18 protein-coding genes and 1 pseudogene are annotated in these 22,000 nt (G+C 61.5%); 9 read left to right on the forward strand and 10 right to left on the reverse strand.

Annotation, left to right across the window (positions count from 1 at the left end; genetic code table 11):
• Positions 1-15 precede the first annotated feature (15 nt).
• Both H4W29_RS20615 and H4W29_RS20620 read right to left on the reverse strand, forming a co-directional pair.
• Entirely contained in the window at positions 16-1,071 is a 1,056-nt protein-coding gene (locus H4W29_RS20615; RefSeq protein WP_192730576.1) for an NAD(P)-dependent alcohol dehydrogenase, read from the reverse strand.
• A gap of 12 nt (positions 1,072-1,083) precedes the next feature.
• Positions 1,084-1,515, reverse strand: a complete 432-nt coding sequence (locus tag H4W29_RS20620; protein ID WP_192730577.1) for a GlcG/HbpS family heme-binding protein — start codon at positions 1,513-1,515, stop codon at positions 1,084-1,086.
• Between the two features lie 314 nt (positions 1,516-1,829).
• Here H4W29_RS20620 and H4W29_RS20625 point away from each other — a divergent pair, with 314 nt between their 5' ends.
• Complete coding sequence (locus H4W29_RS20625; RefSeq protein WP_192730578.1) at positions 1,830-4,664, forward strand: ATP-binding protein; 2,835 nt, start codon at positions 1,830-1,832, stop codon at positions 4,662-4,664.
• Positions 4,665-4,685: 21 nt separating this feature from the next.
• On the opposite strand, the gene H4W29_RS20630 is transcribed toward H4W29_RS20625, so the two are convergent.
• Entirely contained in the window at positions 4,686-6,017 is a 1,332-nt protein-coding gene (locus H4W29_RS20630; RefSeq protein WP_192730579.1) for an MFS transporter, read from the reverse strand.
• Between the two features lie 278 nt (positions 6,018-6,295).
• On the opposite strand from H4W29_RS20630, the gene H4W29_RS20635 reads away from it, so the two are divergent.
• Positions 6,296-8,302 carry an ABC transporter ATP-binding protein/permease gene (locus tag H4W29_RS20635; RefSeq protein ID WP_192730580.1) on the forward strand — a complete coding sequence of 669 codons (2,007 nt, stop codon included), beginning with the start codon at positions 6,296-6,298 and terminating at the stop codon, positions 8,300-8,302.
• A 27-nt stretch (positions 8,303-8,329) separates the two neighbouring features.
• On the opposite strand, the gene H4W29_RS20640 is transcribed toward H4W29_RS20635, so the two are convergent.
• Positions 8,330-8,956: a cysteine hydrolase family protein gene (locus H4W29_RS20640; protein WP_192730581.1), complete on the reverse strand. Its 627-nt coding sequence runs from the start codon at positions 8,954-8,956 to the stop codon at positions 8,330-8,332.
• A gap of 181 nt (positions 8,957-9,137) precedes the next feature.
• Here H4W29_RS20640 and H4W29_RS20645 point away from each other — a divergent pair, with 181 nt between their 5' ends.
• Positions 9,138-10,016: an arginase family protein gene (locus tag H4W29_RS20645; protein WP_192730582.1), complete on the forward strand. Its 879-nt coding sequence runs from the start codon at positions 9,138-9,140 to the stop codon at positions 10,014-10,016.
• Between the two features lie 195 nt (positions 10,017-10,211).
• On the opposite strand, the gene H4W29_RS34690 is transcribed toward H4W29_RS20645, so the two are convergent.
• A complete protein-coding gene (locus H4W29_RS34690; protein WP_281401381.1) occupies positions 10,212-10,346 on the reverse strand; it encodes a hypothetical protein in 135 nt (44 codons plus the stop codon).
• A gap of 213 nt (positions 10,347-10,559) precedes the next feature.
• Here H4W29_RS34690 and H4W29_RS20650 point away from each other — a divergent pair, with 213 nt between their 5' ends.
• Together H4W29_RS20650 and H4W29_RS20655 are read left to right on the forward strand one after the other, a co-directional pair.
• Positions 10,560-10,922, forward strand: coding sequence for a hypothetical protein (locus tag H4W29_RS20650; RefSeq protein WP_192730583.1), 363 nt, complete (start codon positions 10,560-10,562; stop codon positions 10,920-10,922).
• A 187-nt stretch (positions 10,923-11,109) separates the two neighbouring features.
• Positions 11,110-11,547, forward strand: a complete 438-nt coding sequence (locus H4W29_RS20655) for a VOC family protein (RefSeq protein ID WP_192730584.1) — start codon at positions 11,110-11,112, stop codon at positions 11,545-11,547.
• Between the two features lie 78 nt (positions 11,548-11,625).
• Here H4W29_RS20655 and H4W29_RS20660 read toward each other — a convergent pair.
• The 3 genes and pseudogenes from H4W29_RS20660 to H4W29_RS20670 all read right to left on the reverse strand — a co-directional run.
• Positions 11,626-11,799, reverse strand: a pseudogene (locus tag H4W29_RS20660) (GyrI-like domain-containing protein); the annotation flags it as partial.
• A gap of 95 nt (positions 11,800-11,894) precedes the next feature.
• Positions 11,895-13,403, reverse strand: a complete 1,509-nt coding sequence (locus H4W29_RS20665) for an arylsulfatase B (protein ID WP_192730585.1) — start codon at positions 13,401-13,403, stop codon at positions 11,895-11,897.
• Between the two features lie 740 nt (positions 13,404-14,143).
• Entirely contained in the window at positions 14,144-14,851 is a 708-nt protein-coding gene (locus tag H4W29_RS20670) for a hemerythrin domain-containing protein (RefSeq protein WP_192730586.1), read from the reverse strand.
• A 168-nt stretch (positions 14,852-15,019) separates the two neighbouring features.
• Between H4W29_RS20670 and H4W29_RS20675 the strand changes: the two genes are divergently transcribed.
• Complete coding sequence (locus tag H4W29_RS20675; protein WP_192730587.1) at positions 15,020-15,496, forward strand: hypothetical protein; 477 nt, start codon at positions 15,020-15,022, stop codon at positions 15,494-15,496.
• A complete protein-coding gene (locus H4W29_RS20680) occupies positions 15,493-16,839 on the forward strand; it encodes a GAF domain-containing protein (protein WP_192730588.1) in 1,347 nt (448 codons plus the stop codon). Before H4W29_RS20675 ends, H4W29_RS20680 begins: the two co-directional genes overlap by 4 nt.
• Before the next feature lie 176 nt (positions 16,840-17,015).
• Here the strand turns inward: H4W29_RS20680 and H4W29_RS20685 are convergent, their stop codons facing one another.
• The gene (locus H4W29_RS20685) at positions 17,016-17,900 is read right to left on the reverse strand and encodes an AraC family transcriptional regulator (protein ID WP_192730589.1); all 885 of its coding nucleotides are present in this window, start codon (positions 17,898-17,900) and stop codon (positions 17,016-17,018) included.
• Positions 17,901-18,093: 193 nt separating this feature from the next.
• Between H4W29_RS20685 and H4W29_RS20690 the strand changes: the two genes are divergently transcribed.
• Positions 18,094-18,930: a universal stress protein gene (locus H4W29_RS20690; protein ID WP_192730590.1), complete on the forward strand. Its 837-nt coding sequence runs from the start codon at positions 18,094-18,096 to the stop codon at positions 18,928-18,930.
• A gap of 228 nt (positions 18,931-19,158) precedes the next feature.
• Positions 19,159-19,632 (forward strand): nucleoside deaminase, encoded by a 474-nt coding sequence (locus H4W29_RS20695; RefSeq protein WP_192730591.1) that lies wholly within the window; start codon positions 19,159-19,161, stop codon positions 19,630-19,632.
• A gap of 10 nt (positions 19,633-19,642) precedes the next feature.
• Here the strand turns inward: H4W29_RS20695 and H4W29_RS20700 are convergent, their stop codons facing one another.
• Complete coding sequence (locus tag H4W29_RS20700; protein WP_192730592.1) at positions 19,643-21,514, reverse strand: heavy metal translocating P-type ATPase; 1,872 nt, start codon at positions 21,512-21,514, stop codon at positions 19,643-19,645.
• Positions 21,515-22,000 lie beyond the last annotated feature (486 nt).

Genomic DNA, 22,000 nt, shown 5'->3' on the forward strand with positions numbered 1-22,000 from the left:
TCGCGTCCAATGCCGTCAGAAGGTGACGACCGCACGCCCGATGATTTTATTATCCCGCAAGAGGTCGATATATTCATTGATATCGTTGAACGAGATCGTCTTGATCGTGTGCTGGATCTTGCCTTCTGCAGCGAGTGCCATGACCTCAATGAGATCGGCGTTGTTTCCCCAGAACGAGCCGTGAAACGTCTGCTCGCCGTGGACGCGTGGGAACAGAGGAACGTTGATCCGGTCGCCAATGAAGCCGACATCGGCGTAATGCCCGCTGATCGCTAGGCGTGAGAAGGCGAGCTGCATCATCTCGGTCGCACCGGCGCAGTCGATGATCGCGTCGAACTTGTCCTGGCCGGTCGCCTTTTTAAGCTCCTTTCCGACCTCCTCGGAGGACTTGCCTTCGATCGCGATGATGTGGTCGGCACCATATTTCTTCGCGACCTGGAGTTTCTCCTCGTTTCTGGCGACGGCGACGACGGGACCGCCTGCGCCCAGCAGCTTGGCATATTGGACGGCGTAGGCGCCAAGGCCGCCGATGCCGAAGACACCGATCACCCGGTCCGGGCCGAGCCCGCCGGCATCGCGGATCTTCTTGAGCCCGCGATAAGGGGTCAGACCGGCGTCGGTGAGTGGTGCAAGCTGCTCGAATTTGAGATGTTTGGCGACCTTGATCGCATAGCGGGCCGGCACCGGAATATATTCGGCAAAGCCACCATAGGTGCCAAAGCCTGGCCAGCGGACATTGGGGCAGATATGCGTGTTGCCGACCTGGCAATGCTTGCAAACGCCATCACCCCAGCCGGGTGACACCACAACATGGTCACCTTCCTCTAGGCCCGCGGCCTTTGCCACGACGCCGCCGACCTTCTCGACCGTGCCCGTTATCTCGTGACCAGGAATGACGGGCGGCGGGATATCGCCATAGCCCTGGAAGAAGCCATCGATCAGCAGCACGTCCGAGCGGCACATGCCGCAGGCGGCGACTTTCACGAGAACCTCGTCGGGCTGAATGTCCGGAACCTTGATGTCTTCGAGGACGAGGGGCTTCTTGTATTCAAGAATGCGCGCAGCTCTCATCACTGGCCTCCTTCAGGCTTTTGGATTTGTTGCCATCACGGCGGCCGCCGCCTCGGCGACCGCAATGTCCTGTTCGACCGAACCGGCGCTGGTGCCGACGGCACCGACGATCTGGTCGTCGATGATAACGGGCAGACCTCCGCCAAAGATCACGACGTGGCCGGCATTGCTCTGCTCAATCCCGAACAGCGGCGCTCCAGGCTGTGCCAGTTCAGCGAGATATTCGGTCGTCTTGTTGAACATCCGCGCGGTCTTCGCCTTGCCGATGGCGAGATCGATGCTTCCTTCGAGAGCGCCATCCTGACGCGCGAACGCGATCAGCGCGCCGCCGACGTCGACCACAGCGATGTTGTAGGGAATGCCGAGACTGGCCGCCTTTGCTTCTGCCGCGTCAAGCATCCGCTTGGCGTCCGACAATGTCAGTGTGCTTAGTGCGCGGGGCATGGCGGGCTCCTCGATCACTCCGGGTCCAGGGCGCGAGCAGCCATGGCCAACAACGACCACCCGAAGCTCGAACCTGCTGAATAAGGCAAACCTGTGCGAGCGCTTGGGATCTCGATCATCCGGTCAGCCCGCTACCTTGATATCACTGCGGCACCGGCATGGCTGGTTAAAAGATGTGAATCTGCTGGTATAAGGCTATCGGGACAGGACCAACCCTGAAATCCGTTCGATGGCCGCCGTCGTCCAGCCGCGCATCTGCGAGGCACCGCGCTCTCAAAGTGCAGCCGCGAAAGGGGGAAATGGAAGAGGCAGATATGATCGATGCCACGACATATTGCTTCGGCAACTGCCGTTTCACGCCAGCTCGCCAGTCGCTGCTCTGCGGCGATATCCCGATACGTCTTGGATCGCGCGCAATGGATCTGCTTCATGCGCTCGTACGCCAGCCTGGGCAGGTCGTCAAAAAAAGCGAACTTTTTGAAGCGGCGTGGCCCAATCTGTTCGTCGACGAAAGCAATCTCAAGGTCAACATCGCCGCTCTGCGCCGTGCGCTGCAGACAAGCGGCGTCGACGTTCCCTGCATAGCCACCGTCCCGGGCCGGGGGTATCGCTTCGTTGCACCGCTGACGGTGCTGGGTCCACGGGAGGCAACGCTTCCCGCGTCGATCAAGGAGATTGACGGGGCGCTGCCGCCGTCAAAGCCGCTCGTCGGGCGCGCTGATGCGTTGGCGGCGATTGTCGAGGCGTTGCAGCAGACCCGATTGCTCACGGTGGTCGGACCTGCCGGCGTCGGCAAGACAAGCATCGCTATCGCAGCCGCAAGAGCGATCGCCAACGGAGAGGACCAAGCCGTGTGCTTCGTTGACCTGGCCGCGATCGAGAAAGGGCAGTTCGTCGCCCTGGCCGTCAGTCGTGCGCTCGGCATCGTAGGCAACCCGATCGATGACGTGGAAGGTCTCGTTGACGCGCTGCGCGGCCGGAACCAGCTTCTCGTTCTTGACAATTGCGAGCATGTCCTGGCGGCCGTCGCCGGCATAGCAGATCAACTGAACCATGCGTTGCACGGATTGAATATCATCGCGACAAGCCGCGAGCCGTTAAGATGCAGGTTCGAAACTGTCCATCGGCTTCCGCCGCTTCAGTGTCCGCCCGCAGATGCGATTCTCGATGCCGGGTCGGCAATGGCCTTTTCGGCGATCGAGTTGCTGGTTCGGCGCGCGGAGGCGCATGGCTATCGATTGGAGGATGCGGATGTCCCGGCGCTCGCGAGTTTGGGCCGGCGTCTCGACGGTATTGCGCTGGCGATCGAACTGGCGGCTCCGCAACTCAAGGAATCCGGTCCCGCGGGGCTGCTGCAAATGCTTGAACGTGACTTCGAAGCGCTGGCATCACGCGGAGATGGCATGTCCCGACACAAGACGCTGACGGCGACGCTCAGATGGAGTTACCGGCTGCTTTCGGAGAGCGAGGCGCGGCTGCTCCGTCATTTTTCCGTTTTCGGCGGCACCTTTGCGCTCGATGATGCCATCGACGCCTTCGGATATCTGGCGGATGAGCAGGATGTCACCGCATGGCTGGAAGCCCTCGCGGCCAAATCCATGGTGTCGGTCAACTACACGGGGAGGCGTCGCCGATACCGGTTGCTCGACAGTACACGAGCTTTCGCCAACGAACGGCTGGTTGCGCAGGGCGAGCAACAGGCCGCGATGATCGCGTATGGCCGCTTCATTCTCGCGTTATTCGAAAGAGCAGAGGAGGAATGGACGTGGCGACCGCGCGAAGACTGGATGGCGCTCTATGGCGGCTGGAGCGCGGACCTCCGCCGCATGATCGATTGGGCCTATCGCGTGGAAGGACAGGCCGAACTTGCGGTGCGGCTGACCGTTGCTGCCTTGCCGTTCTGGGTAGAATTCTCGACGATGGCGGAAAGCGGGTCACGCGTCGAAAAGGCCCTGTCGGCGCTGGACGACCTGTCCGGTGATCACCTCCTGCTCCGTATGAAGCTGGTCGCCGCACATGGCTGGAATCTTTGTTATCGCTATCCTTTCGGCGACGAACTCGAAGCAACCTGGATGAGGGGGTTCGAACTCGCTTTAAAAGCCGGAAGCGTGGAACATTGTCTTCGCACCAAGATCGGCCTGGCAAATGTGCAGTCCGCTATGGGCTTTCATCAAAGAGCGCTCGAGACGATCGGCGACCTTCGCCGCTTCATGGCGTCCGTAGATGATTATTCCGCGGCTCCCAACGCCGATCGGCAGTTGTTTACGTGCGAATTCTATCTTGGGAACATCAAATCAGGGCACGCGGGACTTGAGCGTCTGGCGCGCGAGCACGCGACTTTCGGCAATCGTGGTCAGACCTCGAGGTTCCAGATCGACAGGTTCGTCAATTTCCGAAATCATCTTTCGTTGTCCACTTGGGTGGTGGGCCAGCATCGGCGTGCGCTCGAGGTTGCCGAGGAAGCACTGAATGCCGCGCTGACCCTGGACCACGACCTGTCTTGCGCGCATTCGCTCGCACTCGCTGCCACGCCCATAGCCCTGTTATGCGGACGGGTCGATTTGGCGCAGGAGCGAGCGACGATGCTGATCGAGCGCCTGAAGAGCCGCCAGATCGATACTTGGCCGCCGTTTGCCCGCTTTCATCAGGCAGCGATCGATGCCGCACGTGGAGAGCGGGAGGCGGTCGAGCGTTTGAGGAACGCAGTCGGCGTCATTCGTGAGTGCAATTTCCTTGTGCATTTACCCCTGCGGTATGTGATGCTCGCTCATGCGGCACTTTCGCACGATCAGGTCGAGCTTGCTCGTCAGAGCATCGATGAGGGCGTGAACTATTGTCGAGAGCGCGGAGACCGATGGTGCGACGCCGAATTTCTGCATCTTCGAGGCTTGGTGTGCTGGCGGGACGGAGATACCGTTTCCGCGATGCGGCGCCTTCAGGATGCGATAGACTTGGGTCGTAAGAGTGGCGCTCTCGGTTTTGCACTGCGCGCAGCAACGAGCCGTGTCCAGCTTGCGACGGAGATCGGCGACCCTGCGCAGCCCTTGGCACAGCTCAAGGACATCAGCGATCGCTGCGACAGCAGCGGCAGCACGGATATTGCCGCCGCGCACGTTGCGCTGACGCGAGCTCATGCTCGAACGGCATGAACAATCCAACCACCGGAATCTTCAACCTTCTGCCGCGGACGCCGCCGGTACCGTCGATGCCGACCGGACGATCAAGACCAGAGCCGGCACCACTGAAATAACGCCGACGACGACGATTGCGAATTGGAGTGCGCTGTCCGCTCCCTGCATTCGTCCGGCGATGACCGGCACGAGAGTTGGCCCCGCCGCTATTCCGATGATCGCCGAAATCGTGATCGAAAGCGCGACCGTGGTTGCCCGCATATTGCTAGGGACCCGCTCCTGCATGGTTATGCGGCCAACAACAGAACCGCTCACCGACCCCGCAACCCAAAAGGAAAATGCGATGCCTATTTGAAGACTTGAAGAACAGAAGCCAATCGAGATGGCGCCATAAAGAGCAACCAGATAACTTCCCGCGATAAGCTTTGCACGTGTCGAGATACTGCAGCGCGGAGCGCTCCAATCGGACAGCATCCCGCCGCCGATCGAACCAATAATGCCAGCCAGCGCGGTAGCAATCCCAACAGTGGCGCCGGCCGCGATAGGCGTCGCAGCGTAATGCCGCATGAGGAGGGTGGGGAGCCATGCCGCCATACCGAAGTCAGCCAAGCTCATCACCCCCTTCGCAAAGCAGAGCCGCAGTACCAGGCCGCGCTCTGCCGACAGATTGCGCAACAAAAGTTGCAGAGGAGGCGGGGGAAGCCTGTTGCCGTGGGCCGGTTCTGGAATGAACAACAGCAACGCGACAAAGAAGAAGCCGGGGATACCCATAACGATCATCAGCTGTCGCCAGGGTGCCAGCGAAGCGATGATCGGCAAGCCGGCCGAGGTGTCCGTCCCAAGATAACTGAGCACCGCACCACCGATGATCAATGCGATGCCGCTCCCGCTTGTCGAGCCGAGCGAGAATATTCCGAGAGCGGTGCCGCGGCGCGCTGCCGAAAAGCTGTCGATGAGTAGCGAGGACGCTGCTGGTATGAGAGCTGCTTCCCCAAATCCCAGGACGACCCGTGCGGCGAAAAAGCTCCAGAAACCGGTCGCAAGTCCGCATGCTATCGTGGCGAGGGACCAGACAACCACGCCCGCGGCGATCAACCTCGGTCGGTTCACCCTGTCCGCCAGCCTGCCGGCCGGGAGTGCCGCCAGCGCGAATATAAGCGCAAAACCAGCGCCCTGAAGCAAACTGATTTCCAGGTCGCTAAGCCCCAGCTCGGCGCGTATGGGGTCTACGACCAGGTTGATCACGAAGCGATCAATGAACGATAGTATCAGGGTCAGGCATAAAACGGCGACCGTGTAACTTCCGCGCGAAGGATGGGATTCTTCTCGGTTTGGTACCGATCGGTCGAGATCGTTCAGCCCTTCCCCCATCACCTCATCCGCCCTCGTTCCAACAATGGTTGCCGCATAATCAACTTACCAAAACTGCGGCCACGGATAAAATACCAACGAGTTTTGGCAGTATGATTATGATCCGAAGTCGGACTGACCTGACAAACTCCGACATCCTATGAGCGCAGCCGGGGTCGCCGCGCACTTCGGCATGTATCGGTCCGGTCGAAGCCGTCGATCCACCCTCCGGTTTCCGGCAAGCACCAAGCTTGGCCCCGCTCGTGAAACCTTTCGATTGGTAATCCGTTTTCGCTGGCATGACCGACGCAAAACTGAAGCCGACATCGGTCGACGGCGCCAAGCCTGATGGTGCCGAGGAGACGCGCCAGGGCAAGGCATCGACTGTCGAAGTCGCGCCGCCGCCAGATGTTATCGAACCCGATCCGGACTTGACACCGGAGGAGGCCGAGCAGGCGCGCAGGAAATATCTGCTGAAGCGTTTCTGGATCAGTGCGCGCGGCTATTGGGGCCGCAGCGGCGACGGCTTCGCCTGGCCGTGCTCCATCGGGCTGCTGGTCATGATCTGTATGAATGTCGGCTTCCAGTATGGGATCAACAGGTGGAACCGCGGCATATTCGACGCCATCGAGCGGCATGATGCCGGCACCGTCTACTATCTGAGCGCCGTCTTCCTGCCGCTCGTGGCCGGCAGTGTCGTTCTCGTGACGTCGCAGGTCTATGTCCGCATGATGATCCAGCGCCACTGGCGCCGCTGGCTGGCGACCGCACTGATCGCGCGCTGGCTTGCCAACGGCCGTTACTATCAGCTGAATCTCATCGGCGGCGATCACAAGAACCCGGAGGCCCGTATTTCCGAGGATCTGCGGATCGCGACGGAATCGCCCGTCGATTTTATCGCCGGTGTCATCTCTGCCTTTCTCTCGGCCTCTACCTTCATCGTGGTTCTCTGGACGATCGGTGGTGCCCTGACACTCCCGATCGGCGGGATGTCGATTACCATTCCCGGCTTTCTCGTCGTCACGGCAGTGCTCTACGCTGCGATTACCTCCACGACGATCGCGGTGATCGGCCGGCATTTCGTTCGGGTTTCCGAGGTGAAGAACCAGGTGGAAGCCGAATTTCGCTATACGCTGACGCATGTGCGCGAGAACGGCGAAAGCATCGCGCTTCTCGGCGGCGAGGAGGAGGAGCGCAACGACCTCGACAAGACGTTTACCAATGTGCTCCGCCAATGGGCGAAGTTGTCCCACCAGTATATGCGCACGACCTTCGTGTCGCATGGGTCGATGCTGATTGCGCCTGTCGTACCGGTGCTGCTCTGCGCGCCGAAATTTCTGGAAGGCAGCATGACGCTGGGTGAGGTGATGCAGGCTGCTTCGGCCTTCGCCATCGTGCAGACCGCCTTCGGATGGCTGGTCGACAATTACCCGCGGCTTGCCGACTGGAACGCCTGCGCGCGGCGCGTCGCCTCGCTGATGATGTCGCTCGACGGGCTGGAGCGGGCCGAACAGAGCGACGCGCTCGGGCGCATCCAGCATGGTAAAACGGAGAGCGAGGCGATGCTGAGCCTCAACGATCTCGCCGTGTCGCTGGATGATGGTACGGCCGTGGTCAAGGAAACCCAGGTCGAGATCGAGGCCGGCGAGCGGGTGCTGGTTGCGGGAGAATCCGGTTCGGGCAAGAGCACGCTGGTGCGGGCGATTTCAGGCCTCTGGCCGTGGGGGCACGGCAGCGTCGATTTCCACCCCGACAGGCGCCTGTTCATGCTGCCGCAGCGGCCCTATATCCCCTCGGGCACGCTGCGCCGCGCCGTCGCCTATCCCAATGCCGCTGACGGCTGGCCGCTGGATGAGATCAAGGCGGCCCTTCAGAAGGTCGGGCTCGAATATCTGAACGAGAAGCTCGAGGAAGAGGCGCCTTGGGACCAGATCCTGTCGGGCGGTGAAAAGCAGCGGCTCGCCTTCGCGCGCCTGCTGCTGCACAACCCTGACATCATCGTGCTCGACGAGGCGACCTCGGCGCTCGACGAGAAGAGCCAGGACAGGATGATGGAGATGGTGATCGAGGAGTTGCCCAAGGTCACCATCGTCAGCGTGGCGCACCGCGCCGAACTCGAGGTCTTCCATAGCCGCAAGATCACCCTGGAGCGGCGCGAGGGCGGCGCAAAGCTCGTGAGCGACATCGATCTCATCCCGCGCAAGAGAAGGCGGAGCGTGCTTTCGCGCTTTCTGGATAATCCGCGCTCGCTGGCGAAAGGCAGCACGGGTTCGGGCAAGGCGGAACTGTCCGGCAAGAAAAAGTGACGTGCGCCTTGAGTGTCCGGGCCGGCGCTAGTGCGGACGAGCGACGGCTGACAGGAATTCCTGCGTATTCGAGAGAATGGTATCGCCCATGAAGCGGAGGGAGTCGACGGAGCGTCTGGCGGCTTCCGCGTCTCCATATCCGCAGGCGTCTTCGATGACGATCGGGACGATGCCGAGGTCGGCGGCGTGGCGGCAGGTCGGCTCTATGCCGATCTCCATCGCAATGCCGCAGATTGCCAATGCTGAAAGGCCGGCATCGCGCATGGCAAGCGCGAGCGGCGTTCCCTCGAAAGCCGACATGCCGAGCTTGTCGAAGACGAAATCCTGCTCCTGCGGCGCGAGTTCCGGAATGATCGCGACCGCTTCGCTGTCCCTCAGAAACCACGGTTTGACAGCCTCGGGATCGTCGGTGCGTTGCCATGCCATTGCCATGCGCGTGGCAAACAGGCCCATCCAGGGTTTGGGAAGGGAAAGATGACGGCAGAAGGCGATTCTCATTCCGGCGCGTCTGGCGGCGGCGATGATCTCGGCGATGCGCCGGCCCGTTTCGTCTGCGCCGGGAACCTGCCGGGCAATGCCGATCTGCATGTCGTAGACCAGCAATGCGGTTCGATCGGGGGAAAGCCAGTCTGCAAGTGTCGTGGGTATCGTCATCTGCGCATTCCCTGACAATGGTGACCGGCCTTAGTTAGGGCGTGGATGCGCATTCGAACAGGATGCGGCGCTCGCGCAGTGCAATTGCTGCAATCGGCGAAAAGAAATGCCCTGACTATCCTGATTTCGTCAGGATTTCAGCCATCTATAGAGTTCAATATCGACGCGGGAGGATCTTGCGATGAGCAGAAACGGTAAGACGCTTCGCCTGCACATGCCGCAATGGCAGGGCGGCAATCTCGGCGAATATCATCTGGGTTCACGCCTGCTTTCCTGGCTTCTTCCGGCAGGCGAGGGACCGGAGGAAATCGTTCCGGTTGCCGAGCCGACAAGATCGGCCTTTCCGCAGGCAATGCAGGACGGCATGGCCGGCAAGGCCGTTCTTCTCCAGCAGGCGAGGGATGCAAGGCTTGCGATCGAACGGCATCGGCCGGATCGCATCCTGACGATCGGCGGCGACTGCCTCGTCGATCTCGCCCCGATCGCCTATCTCAACAAGCGCTACGGTGGCCGGCTGGGTGTCTTGTGGATCGATGCCCATCCGGACGTTCAGACTGCCAAGCAGACCGACCAGGGCAATGCGCAGGTTCTCGGAATGCTGCTCGGGCGCGGCGATCCCTCCTTCGTCGCCGAGGTCGATCTTCCCGTCGATCCCAATCTCGTGATGTATGCCGGCCTGGATGAATGGTCGCCTGCAGAAGACGAGGTTCTCAGTGGCTTGTCTTTGCGCGTGACAGGATCGAGCGCTCTTTCGAGAGGCAGCTCTGAAATCCTGCGCTGGATCGAGGAAAACCGGATAGAGCATCTGGCCGTGCACCTCGATGTCGATGTGATCATCCCGGAGCGTTTCCAGCCGATTCTGTTCAACAAGCCGGCGGCAGAACCCGGATTTCTGGAGGGCGTGCCGCGTGGTCGCCTTCAGCCCGACGATGTTCTTCGTCTGCTTGGCGAGGTTGCGGCTAAGACTGATATTGTCGGCCTCGCCATCACCGAATTCATCTCGTGGGATGCCATTCAGACGCGAGCGCTTTTGGCGCGCCTTCCTTTGATCGGTGGATAAACACTTTTAACGCGAGTTTGTCCCTTCGCATATTGAGTTATAGCAATATATTGAATATAAATTATTATTAACTGATAATAATAAAGCATTCACCGATTTACTCTATAAAAAAGGGATACACGAGAGAGGGAGGGGCCTCTGTTTATAGTATCTGTACGAGATGAGGGTGAAGAAAGAAACTTCGTTGCCGTCGCTTTACATATCAGCGGCGGCGAGCTTCATATCGATGTCGGCGGTGTCGAGCACCATTTCAAACTCGCCGACCTGATCGATATTCTCTCGGTCGAACATTTTCGCGCCCAGACTCTGGAAGGGCGTGTGCGCATGCACGCGCTATCTCATTGAGCACTGTCCTGTCCGGCATCGATTGCCTGCCGGGCTTTCGCCGCGCCCCTTGCCGGGGCGGGTATTGATCCCGTTCGCAGCCAGCTGCCGGACGCCGATGCGCATTGACTGACGACAAAACTTATTCGTGATGAGCGGAACCTGGGGCCAGCCCCCAAGTTGTGCCTGATGACCCATGAAGCGCAATGGAGGTTTTTCATGCTTCTGAAGCTCATCACAGCATCCATCCTTTCCGTCGGCCTTGCCACGTCTGCAATGGCGCAGTCATCGGGCGTTGGCGGTGGCGCAGGCGGTGCGGGAAGCGGCACCGGCGGCGGCACTATCGGCTCCGGCGCATCCGGTGGCGTCGGCACCGGCACTACGATATCGCCGGACACAAACAGCACCACGAATAGCATCGTGCCCAATCCCGATACGACGAATCCGGGAGTGCGCGGCACGTCCGGCACCGGCAATGGCATGGGCAGGGGAACGCCCGATTGCAACGGCATGACAGGCACCGGCTCCTCGGCCGGGCTTCCGGGATCCGACACGTCCGCACAGGTGCGCCCGGACTGCTAGAGCAATTCCAGCAAAAGTGTGAAACGGTTTTGCGTCCGGAATTGCGTGAGACAAGAGAGCAATTCCAGCAAAAGTGTGAAACGGTTTTGCGTCCGGAATTGCGTGTCGGTGTCGGGCCTCCTCAAACGTCTTTTGTTCGACGAGGTGACATCTCGTCGATCGAAACGACAGTTTGGAGATTGGAAATATGGCGCTGAAGCGGATGGACAACGTCGGAATCGTCGTCGAGGACCTTGGAGAGGCGATCGATTTCTTTCGCGAACTTGGCCTCGAGCTCGAAGGGCGGGCCATGGTTGAAGGAGAATGGGCCGGACGTATCACCGGGCTCGGCGATCAGCATGTCGAGATCGCCATGATGCGCACACCTGATGGCCACAGCCGGCTCGAGCTCTCCCGCTTCCTCGCCCCTGATGTCGTCGCGGATCATCGGAACGCCCCGGTCAACGCGCTCGGCTACCTGCGCGTCATGTTCGCCGTTGACGATATCGACGAGACGCTTGAAAGGCTGCGTGCGCGCGGCGCTGAGCTCGTCGGCGAAGTCGTCCAATATAGAGACGCGTATCGGCTCTGCTACATCCGCGGGCCTGAAGGGATTCTCATCGGATTAGCCCAGGAACTCGGCTGAGCGCATTCTCCACGGCTGACTGGATCGCGGCCTGTCCGTTTCTCTCGATCGGTAGGGACAGGCCGCTGTTGCAGCTCGCTATTTCAGTGGCAGAAACAGGTCCGCGACCGCCTCATGCTCCGGGAAGCTCAGGCGCTGGCAATAGATCGGGAAGTCGCGTGTTTCCTCGCCGCTGGCCGGAAGCCAGTCGCGGGAGAGGTAGAGCGCGGCGGGCTCCAGATTGTCGGTATTGCCGACGACGCGCAGCATGGCGCGCTCGACCGATCTTGCGGTTTTGTCACGGGTCGCAGGCCGTCGACAACGGCGAAAAGGGGGCGGATCGTCCCCAGAATGAACCGCCAGATCACTCAATCTCCGACATTGAACATTTCGGCCGGGTCGGGCAGCACGGTGTCCGAGTGCAAGAGCAATCGCACGCCGTCCTGCAGGATGAGAGGAGGAGACATCTGGGAGGCGAGCTCGATGACCCGTGCCTGCAGTTTCTGGACCATTTCCGGGTTCTGATCGGCAAGGTTTGTGGTCTCGGACATGTCCTTCTGGAGATCGAAGAGTTCGACTTTCGGCGGCAACGTCGTCTTCCACACAAGCTTCCAATCGCCCTGGCGCACGGCGGCCGTCATTGGTTCGACGTTGTAGACGATCTCGGTGCGCGGCGATGGTTTTCCTTCGCCAAGCATCGGCCACATGTCCATTCCGTCCAGCGGCTTGTTCTTGCCGAACTCAGCGCCGGCCAGAGCTGCCAAGGTCGGGTACATGTCGACGACATGCATCATTCCGTCGGCAGTGCCAGGCTTGATCTTTCCCGGCCAGTTGACCAGGCCAACGACGCGCGTGCCGCCTTCATAGGTCGTCCCCTTGCCCTCCCGGTAAGGACCGTTGTCGGCCGGAAGCTTGCCCTTGACATCGCTTTCCCCCGCAAAGAAGGCATTCACGACGCCGCCGTTGTCGCTGTGAAAGACGATGAGCGTATTCTCGCGCATCCCGCGCGTTTCGAGAGCATCGACGACTCTGCCGATGCCATCGTCCATCACCGAAATCATCGCTGCATAGTTTCGCCGGCTCTCGTCGGCGATATGGCTGTTGCGTTCAATAAATTCCTTCGGCGCCTGGAAGGGCGTATGCGGCGACGTGAAGGCCAGATACAGGAACAGAGGCTTCGCCTGATCGTGCTCGTTGATCACTCGCACGGCTTCGTCAGCGAAGAGGACGTTGTCGAATCCGTCCTCCTCGATGGCGTCGTTGTTCCGGTACCAATCCGCATTGCCGTTTGCCGACTTGTGCGTGAAGTGATCGATCTCACCAAGCAGAGCGCCATAGAATGAATCGAATCCGCGCTGGCGCGGCCAGAATGCCGTCTTGGCATGACCGAGGTGCCATTTGCCGCTCGCGGCGGTGGCATAGCCCGCCTCCTTCAGCAGTTCCGGCAAGAGATAGTCATCGAGCGCCAGGCCGTAGGTACCGCCCTGGGGAATGACGGCGGTCTGCATGCCGTAACGGAACGGGTAGCGGCCCGTCATAAACGCCGCCCGGGTGGGCGTGCACATGGGCTGCGCGTAATATTGCTCGAGCCGGGCGCCTTTTTCCGCCAGCTCGTCGATGTTTGGCGTCTTTATGTCAGAGCCGTGAAATCCGACATCCTTCCAGCCCAGATCGTCGGCCAGGATAAAAACAATGTTCGGCTTGGCCGACTGTGCGAACGCGGCCGTTCCGGAAGCAAGCGCGGCGGCCAAGCCACGCACACCGATCCTGCCAGCGATTTGCGCCGCCGCCAGCGAGCCGCCAGTCGTGAGCATTGCGCGGCGCGTAAACCCTTTTGGGCCGATATTACCGGCCTCGTTATCAGCATTCTCGTCCATCAGTTCAGTCCCCCCTTGCTCAGCGGTTTTGTCCGGCATTTCGCGCAAGAACAGTTCGGCTGTACCCCAAGTAGAACATCCGGGCGGCGAGCATCCAAAATGCCCTTGAGCCCTCTCTCCGTATCAAATCCCCCTTGCTATCCGGCACATACATCGACTCCCATCGGAGCCAGGGGGCATCAGCGTTCGCTGGCCTTACATGCTGGCCGAAATGGTCTCGGCATCTTGGTATTGTCTACCGATTTGCGAAAAAGGCGAGTGCATGAGCTCTCAGGTTTCCGGATTTTCCGATAGATCGGCAAAGCCGTCGCCGCGCAACTTTCAACCGGCGGCGCAGCAGGGTGTTTGCCCGTCTCTCTCATTCCTGGGACAAGTGCAGGAATGAGGGGAATTCCTGGGATGCCGGTGCCCCAGGCGAGGTTGGCGGCGGTATCTACCCCGCCAGCAAGGCGCGGTGATCAGGCGCCGGGGGCAGCTGGGCGGCAACCCCACCCTCGCGAGAGCGTAGCGATGACGGGCGAGATGGAGACGCGGATGGTTTTCGATCCTCTGCCGCACCATCGCGGAAGGCAACATGGCAGCAGCCGCGGCAATCGCCGCGGCGCGGACACTCGGCCGGGATGCCGGCCCCGGCGTCTGGTTTGCACATGGTTCTTCTCCTGAGATTCAAAGGGGATGCTGCGGGCGGAGCCCCGATCCTCCGCCCGCAGCGATCTTCACTGGCGCACACTGGCTGCCGTTCAGGCGGCCAGCTTCAATGCGTCGGCAAGCCTGGCGAAATCGCCGGCCGAAAGCCCCGGACGGACGGCGAAGTCGATGACGGCCTGGAAGATTTCCGGCGGTGCATCCTTCTTCATGGCGCCGAGAAGGGCGGCGCGCTCTGCCGGATTGATCGCCGGGATCATGATGCGCATGAAGGCCATGCTCTTTTCCGGCGGCAGGGAGCCGATGATGCGCATCTCGATGCCGAAGATTTCCTGATCGTTGAAATGGCGCCACAGCAGGGGGCCGGTCACCGCCTCCTCCTCATGCATATGCGCGAAGTCGTCGGCGATGTAGGCGGCAAAGGCGAGATAAAGCTTGCGGCCGCAGGCGGCCTTGTGGAGCGGCCAGGCGTTTTCCCAGGCGACAATCAATTCCTCCAGTTCGCGGAAGGCGGTGCGGTGGTCGTCGTGCTGCTCGTCCAGCGTGACGGTCGAGACGCCTTTCTCGGCAAGCGCCGTGTGGATGTTGTCGTCTTCGTGGGTGACGTGGGAGGCGGCAAGCATCAGGTAATGGCGCAGGTCGCCGATCAGGAAGACCGTCTCCTCGACATTCTGGAAATCGGCCGTGCCGAGGCGTCCGAGCAGGTCGCAGCCGGCCTTGCGCAGGCCCTTATGAACAGCGCCGTAAATGTCGTAACGGCCGTTGAGATCGGGGATGCTGGTAAGCGAGAATTCATGGCTCATGATGGTTTTCCTCTCGTTATCAGGCGCCTTTTTCCGTGCGCCGGGCTGATGACCGGGAGATAACCGAGGCCCATGCGGGGCGCTTCCTAAAACCATCCTAAGCAATTGGAACGATTGCTAAGAATATCCTAACTCAATATCATCGCGGGAATATCGGGGAGGGAAGCATTGCTGGGGCAGGAACTCGTGGACTTCATAGAAAGTCCCGTCATGATACTGTTTGCGACGCGTGACGAAGCCGGGCGACCGATGATCGGTCGCGGCTCCGGCGTGTGCGTCGACCGGCAGAGCGGGCATCTGCATTTTCTCGCCTCCCGCAGCCAATGGCCTGACGCCGTCAGCGAGGCTCTGCCCGGCCGGCCGATTGCCACGACCTATGTGCGGGCCACCGACTACAAGGCCTGCCAGATCAAGGGCCGGATCGTGGCGGCAGGGGCGGCGGATGAGGCCCACCGGGCACGAGGCGAGGCCTATGTCGCAGAACAGCTGGCGCGGATGATCGCGCTCGGGGTTACCCGCATGCAGCTTTCCAGCACGCTGTCGGACCAGGAACTCGTCTGCCTGACGATCGAGCCGCAGGCGATCTTCGAGCAGACGCCCGGGCCGGGCGCCGGGCGCAGATTGACGCCGGAAGCCGCCGCATGATCCCGCTCGAAAGCCTGCGGGACAGTTTCGAGGGCGTCATTCCCTCTATTATCGCCACCACCGATGCGGACGGAATGCCCAATATTTCCTACCTCTCGCACGTCCATTACGTCGACGAGGCACATGTGGCGCTCTCCGACCAGTTCTTCTCCAAGACCGCCACCAACGTGGCACGCAACGGGCTCGCGACCGTGATGGTGGTCGACGGCTACAGCGGCCAGCAGCACGTGCTCGACCTGGCGTTCGAACGCTCCGAGACTGAGGGCGAGACATTCGAGCGGATGGCGATCCATCTGGCGATCCTGGAAAGCCGGATGAGCGGGATCATGAAGTTGCGCGCCGTCGATATCTACCGGGTGGAGGACTGTCGGGCCGTGCCGGCCGCCAATCCGCTGGTTGCGCCGGAGCCGCTCTTTCTGCCCGACTTGATGGGCAAGGTGGCGCGGCTGACGGCACGGATGTCGGATTGCGGCGATCCGGAAACGCTGCTCGACGCCACGCTCGAGGGTCTGGGCGAGCTCTTCGGCTACCGCCATTCCATGGTGCTGGTGCCGGACGGCGAACGCGGCGGGCTGACGACGATTGCGAGCCGCGGCTACGACCAGTTCGGATTCGGCGCCGAGGTTCCGGCCGGGCGCGGCATTATCGGGCTTGCGGCCGAGCGGCGGCGCAACGTGCGGATCACCGACCTCAGCCGCGGCCGGCGCTACATCGAGGCGGTGCGGGCCATGGCGGGCGTCGAGGATGCGACGCCGATCCCGCTCCCGGCGCTCGACAAACCGCTCAGCCAGATCGCGCTGCCGCTCGTCGCGCGGGGAAGGCTGGTCGGCGTGCTGTTTTCGGAATCGACCGAGCGGTTTACCTTCCGCCATCGCGACGAGGAGGCGCTGATCGTGATCGCAGCGCATCTGGGCACCGCGCTCTCCTTCCTGTCCGAGGAACGCGAGCGGGGGGAGGCGAACGGGCGCGAAAAGGCAGACGCCCCGGCCGACCCGGCCGGCAGCGTGCCCGCCGGCCGGCGCATTGCCGTGCGCTTCTATCCGCGCGACGGCTCGCTGTTCGTCGACGACGACTATCTCATCCGTGGCGTGCCGGGGCGGCTGCTCCTGCATTTCCTCGAAGACTATGCGCGCACCGGCAAGCGGGACTTCCTGAACCGCGAGATCCGCCGCGACCGGCGCCTGCAGCTGCCTGACTTCAAGGACAACCTGGAAACAAGGCTGATCCTCTTGCGCCGGCGGCTGGAGGAAAAGGCCGGTCCGATCACGCTCGAGCGTGCCGACCGCGGCCGCCTGCGGCTGACGCTCGCCGGGCGGCCGGAGATCGAGGTGGTGGAGGAGTGAGGGTGCGGTACTCCGGAATTGCTCCAGTGGCGATTTGCGGCGATCCGTGATTCAAGCTTCCGATGTGGAGAGCAGCGAATTCGCCTGGAGGGCTGTTGGTGTTGGGGCTCCTTGAGCGTCCTATGTTCGACGAGGCGACACCTCGTCGATTGATACGAGGCCGCTGTTGCAGCGCGCTATTTCAGCGGCAGAAACAATTCCACGACGACCTCACGGACCGGCACGTTCGGGAAGAAGGAAAAATGCCGCTGGCAATAGATCGGGAAGTCGCGCGCCTCCTCGCCGCTTGCCGGAAGCCAGTCACGATAAAGGTAGAGTGCGGCAGGCTCCAGATTGTGGGTATCGTGAACGACGCGGATAACCGCGCAGCGTCCGCCCGGAATCACGCCTGATTTCATCACCTCGTCGTCGGCATCGATCGGCCGGTCGGTCCCGACACACAGGTCCATGCTGTAATCGGCGGGATTGGCGGGGGTTCGCGGCGATCGGAAGATGTTGAAGGTAGGGCTCGTCCCGGGTGACAGGCCGGCGGCTTTGCGCCAGGCGATGAACCGCTCGATGCTGGCGCCGAGGGTCGCCCGGTCACCCCGGTGCTCCAGGATCGCCACCGGTGTCAGCGGCACATCGCGGATCGTCACATCGTCTTCTTCATAGGTTATTTGCATGAGCTTGCTCCTTGCGTTTTCGAGAGGCCTGAAGGCGGCAAGCCACGGAGCCCAGTCGGGAGATTTCCGGAACGAGGAAGGCGATTGCCCGAACCGTTGCCGAAAGGCGCGGGCGAAGGCATCCGGTGCACCGTAACCGGCATCCATTGCTATGTCGGTGACGCTTTGGTCGCCCTTTGCGGCCAGCCGGTGTGAAGCGCGCTTCAAACGGGCGAGCTGGACATAGCGATGCACCGACAGACCGAAGGTCGCCGAGAACTGCCGGTGAAAGTGAAACTTCGAGAAGGCTGCGATGCTGCTCAGCGCATCCAGATCCAGATCATCGTCCAGATGCCGGTCTATGTGATCCAGCACCCGCTGCATCCGGGCATGGTAGTTTCGAAGCGCCGCCTTCATGGTTCCGTCCTCCGTGGCCGCGCCAACTAAGCGCAGGCAGACATGACGCGCTCGACCGATCTTGCGGTTTTGTCACGGGTCGCAGACGGTCGACAATGGCGAAAAGGGGAGGCGGATCATTGTTGACCGACGTCAAAGACTATACCGGTTCGGATTGCTATAGTCGTGATATCCATCACGGAGGGCAGCCATCATGGCCATCAAGACAGTTCTGAGCATCCTCAAGAGCAACAGATACGAGCAGGATCTGAAAGGCGCGGTGGACTTGTGCGCGGCTCAGGGAGCCCATCTGACCGCACTTGCCGTTTCAATCGGCTTGCCGCCGATGCTGGGGGAATATGACGCCGCCCTCTCGACCGTCTGGATCGATCAGCGGCAGCGGCAGATCGAGGAACTCGCCGACACGGCCACGAAAATCAAGGAGACGCTTTCTGGGAGCGGCCTCTCGTTCGAGGTGCAGGATCTCTACACGGAATATGCGTGGGCCGACCAGGATTTTGCCGAGCGGGCGCTTTATGCCGACGTCGTGCTGCTCGGGCCTGACGTGGTCGAGGACACGGGCCTCAAGAAGCGCATTTTCGATGGCGCGCTTTTCCAGACGCCGACACCGATCGTGATCAACCGCGGGCGAAAGGCAAGCGTCACCTTGCCGAAGAATGTGATACTGGCATGGGATTCCAGTGACGAAGCAGCGCGGGCTGCCCGCGAGTCGCTCGATGTTCTGCAGAAGGCCGAGATCGTGCATGTGACCATGGTCGACCCGGAGGCGCGCGTGGCCGTAAACGGCGAGGAGCCGGGCGCCGATATCGCCGCCTTCCTTGCCCGCCACGGCGTGAAGGTCCAAGTCGATCGGCTTTCGGGCGAAGGCAAGAGCCCCGATCAGATCATCGTCAGGCACGCCGTCGATATGGGCGCGGACCTCATCGTCATGGGCGCCTACAACCACCCGAGATGGCAACAGAGCCTATTCGGCGGCGTCACCCGCAGGATGATCGAGGAGTGCCAGCTGCCCCTGTTCCTCGCCCATTGAATGTAAGAACCGACAAAGTTCGTCGCCGTCATCTGAGGTCCGGTTGATGGCGACGTCGTCTGTTTCCGCCTGTTCCTCGGCAACCCGGGCTCAGGACTCATTGGCTCGAGCCGGACAAAGACGGTTGCGGCGATACGGATCGCCGACCTGATTCCGATTTGCAGCCCTTGGAAATCTCTTGGATCCAAGAGAAGATCATTCCGCTCTAGCTTTAGAGGGGAGACGCTGATGGAAAACCACGAGCCGTTTTTACGCGAGGCGATTGCGCTCTCGAAATCCGCGATGGAACACGGAGACGAACCGTTTGGCTCTGTGTTGGTGAAGGACGGTGCGGTCATCCTGCGCGCCGAAAACAGCGTCTTCACCGGCCGCGACATGACGAACCACGCCGAGCTGAACCTGATCAAACTGGCCGCACAGCACTACGACACTGCATATCTTGCCGACTGCACGCTCTACACCAGCACGGAGCCGTGCGCGATGTGCTCCGGGGCGATCTACTGGTCGGGTATCGGGCGTATGGTGTTTGCGTGCTCCGAAGCGCGACTTGGCGAGATCGCCGGGATCGGGCTGGACGTGCCGAGCCGGGCGGTACTGGAAACCGGCGCGCGCATTGTCACCGTTGAGGGACCGACGAACCTCGAAGAGGAAGCCGCCGAAGTCCATAAGGCATTCTGGCCGAAACATCTGGGCAAAGCTTAGGGCTCGTTATCTAGCGCAGCGCCCGTAGCGCGTTCAGGATCACGGCCACATCAATCACTTCCTGCAGCAGCGCCCCTGTCACCGGCGGCAGGAAGCCGGCACCGGCGAAGATCATGGCGACGAGCGAGAGGCCGATGCCGGCGAGGATGCTCTGGACGGCGATGGTGCGTGAGCGTCTGGCTATTTCGACGGCCGCGGCGATCCTGTTCAGATCATTGCGGATGAGGACGATGTCGGCGGCTTCGGCGGCGGCCGCAAGATTGGTGGCGCCGACGGCGATGCCGACATCGGCGGCTGCGAGTGCCGGAGCGTCATTGACGCCGTCGCCGACCATCATGACCCTTCCTGTGGCGCGCTCCCTGGTGATGACATCGACCTTCTCTACGGGAGAGAGCCGCGCCTCGACGGCATCCAGCGACAGGGAGCCGGCAATGGCGGCGGCGACGCTGCGCTCGTCGCCGCTTGCAAGCACGATCCGGCCGAAACCCAGCTTGCGAAGCTTGGTCACGAGCGCGACGGCATCGCCGCGCAACCGATCCTCGAAGCCGATTTCGCCTGCAAGCTGGCCATCGAAGAAGACCTTTGCCTGCATCCTGCCTTTTTTCTCAGGCGGGCGGGAGGGCTTGCCATCCGGCGTGAAGTAATTGTCGCCGCCCACGCTCACCCTGATACCGTCGACAAGCCCGGAGATGCCGGCGCCCGGAAGCTCCGATACGTCAGTCGGGCGCGACAGCGTGAGCTGGCGTCTCTGGGCCTCCCTGACGATCGCGCGGCCGACGACATGCGACGACGCCTGATCCAGCGAGGCGGCAAGACGCAAAATCCGGTCCGGGCCTTCCGGTCCGTCGATCGAGACGACTTCGGGATCGCCCGCCGTCAGCGTGCCGGTCTTGTCGAAGACCGCGACGGAGGCGTCTGCCAAGATCTCCAGCGGACCTGCGCCCTTTACCAGCACGCCCGCCCTTGCAGCTTTCGAGGTTCCGGCCGCAAGGGCGACGGGAACGGCGAGGATCAGCGGGCAGGGCGTTGCCACGACGAGAACCGCGACGATGCGCGCCATGTCCCCGGACAGGATGGCGGCTCCGGCCGCGATTGCTAGCGTCAGGAGGAGAAAGCCGATCGCATAGCGATCGGCCAGCCGCGCTATGCGCGCCTTGGAACGCCGGGATGCCTCGACCAGCTTGACGATGCCGGAATAGGTGCTGTCTTCGGCGCGGCTTTCCACCCTTATCTCGATCGCGTCTCCCGCATTCGTCGCACCGCTCTCGACCCGTGCTCCCTTCAAGAGGTGAACCGGGAAGGCTTCGCCGGTCAGGACGGATTGATCGATCGATGCATTATCCGACAGCAGCGTGCCATCAGCCGGGATCACGTCGCCCCTGCGGATCATCAGGACATCACCGATCGCGATGTCGGGAATGGGGACTTCTTCCAGGCCGTCTTTCAGCAGGCGCAGTGCGGTTCGCGGCACCTGCGCCAGGAGGGCCGTCATGCCCTCGTCGGCGCGCCGGTGCGCATAGGCTTCCAGAAACTGGCCGCCGGCATACATCAGCGCGACGATCGCTCCGGCCAGATATTCGCCGAACCAGAGGGTGGAGCCCATGGCAAGGGCGGCGATCAGGTCGAGGCCAAAATCACCGTTTCTGAGCTTGGCAACGATGTCGCTCAGCAGGAATGCAAGGGCAGTACAGGTGCTTGCCGCGAGGGCAAGCCGGCTCGCCAAACCGAAATCCAGCAGGAAAAGGACGAAAGCGCCCGCCAGGCCCAACATCGCTGCTGCCGCCATGATTGTCGACCGCAAGCCGATATCGGGCATCCATGTTCGCAATTCCCCGAAACTGCCAATTCGGGGCTGAGCCTTCGGCTCGTCCAGAACGCTCATGGCCGCACGCCTCCCATTTTCCTTTCGGGCGTTTCCTCTTGGGTGCACAGGATCGATGCTTTGAATTCGTCGCCTAGCGCCCGTTATGCGCGCAGAATTTGACACAATTACAGGATTTTTCCTTGATCTTACTCAAGGTCCGCCTGCCCGATGGATATGGCGACGATGCGCCGGAAGCAGACATTGCGATTAGTGGGACTGCCCTTACAATGTAACCGACGTTCCGCTCCCACGTAGCCCTTCCGGACGCTAGCGATAGCCCAGAGGGCTTCAGAGCTATCGGATTGCCATATATCCAGCGATATATCCGAGAGGGAACATTGCCGCTACAATGTAGCTAGGTCGGTAGTTCGACGTCATGGCAATGACGCTGGTTACTAACCCGGTTGCAATTCCAACCGCGAGGACAGCTGGAAAGGCATCCGCCGCGAACGCGCCTGGGCCATCCCCTGATCCTATGGAGAATAAATAGACAACAATCATTGC

The organism is Rhizobium viscosum, from assembly GCF_014873945.1.
GTDB classification, from domain to species: Bacteria; Pseudomonadota; Alphaproteobacteria; order Rhizobiales; family Rhizobiaceae; genus Rhizobium; species Rhizobium viscosum.

Bases quoted from the DNA above. Each gene is read 5' to 3' on its own strand.
- H4W29_RS20615 (WP_192730576.1), bottom strand. From the start codon at position 1,071: ATGAGAGCTGCGCGCATTCTTGAATACAAGAAGCCCCTCGTCCTCGAA.
- H4W29_RS20620 (WP_192730577.1), bottom strand. From the start codon at position 1,515: ATGCCCCGCGCACTAAGCACACTGACATTGTCGGACGCCAAGCGGATG.
- H4W29_RS20625 (WP_192730578.1), top strand. From the start codon at position 1,830: ATGATCGATGCCACGACATATTGCTTCGGCAACTGCCGTTTCACGCCA.
- H4W29_RS20630 (WP_192730579.1), bottom strand. From the start codon at position 6,017: ATGGGGGAAGGGCTGAACGATCTCGACCGATCGGTACCAAACCGAGAA.
- H4W29_RS20635 (WP_192730580.1), top strand. From the start codon at position 6,296: ATGACCGACGCAAAACTGAAGCCGACATCGGTCGACGGCGCCAAGCCT.
- H4W29_RS20640 (WP_192730581.1), bottom strand. From the start codon at position 8,956: ATGACGATACCCACGACACTTGCAGACTGGCTTTCCCCCGATCGAACC.
- H4W29_RS20645 (WP_192730582.1), top strand. From the start codon at position 9,138: ATGAGCAGAAACGGTAAGACGCTTCGCCTGCACATGCCGCAATGGCAG.
- H4W29_RS20650 (WP_192730583.1), top strand. From the start codon at position 10,560: ATGCTTCTGAAGCTCATCACAGCATCCATCCTTTCCGTCGGCCTTGCC.
- H4W29_RS20655 (WP_192730584.1), top strand. From the start codon at position 11,110: ATGGCGCTGAAGCGGATGGACAACGTCGGAATCGTCGTCGAGGACCTT.
- H4W29_RS20665 (WP_192730585.1), bottom strand. From the start codon at position 13,403: ATGGACGAGAATGCTGATAACGAGGCCGGTAATATCGGCCCAAAAGGG.
- H4W29_RS20670 (WP_192730586.1), bottom strand. From the start codon at position 14,851: ATGAGCCATGAATTCTCGCTTACCAGCATCCCCGATCTCAACGGCCGT.
- H4W29_RS20680 (WP_192730588.1), top strand. From the start codon at position 15,493: ATGATCCCGCTCGAAAGCCTGCGGGACAGTTTCGAGGGCGTCATTCCC.
- H4W29_RS20685 (WP_192730589.1), bottom strand. From the start codon at position 17,900: ATGAAGGCGGCGCTTCGAAACTACCATGCCCGGATGCAGCGGGTGCTG.
- H4W29_RS20690 (WP_192730590.1), top strand. From the start codon at position 18,094: ATGGCCATCAAGACAGTTCTGAGCATCCTCAAGAGCAACAGATACGAG.
- H4W29_RS20695 (WP_192730591.1), top strand. From the start codon at position 19,159: ATGGAAAACCACGAGCCGTTTTTACGCGAGGCGATTGCGCTCTCGAAA.
- H4W29_RS20700 (WP_192730592.1), bottom strand. From the start codon at position 21,514: ATGAGCGTTCTGGACGAGCCGAAGGCTCAGCCCCGAATTGGCAGTTTC.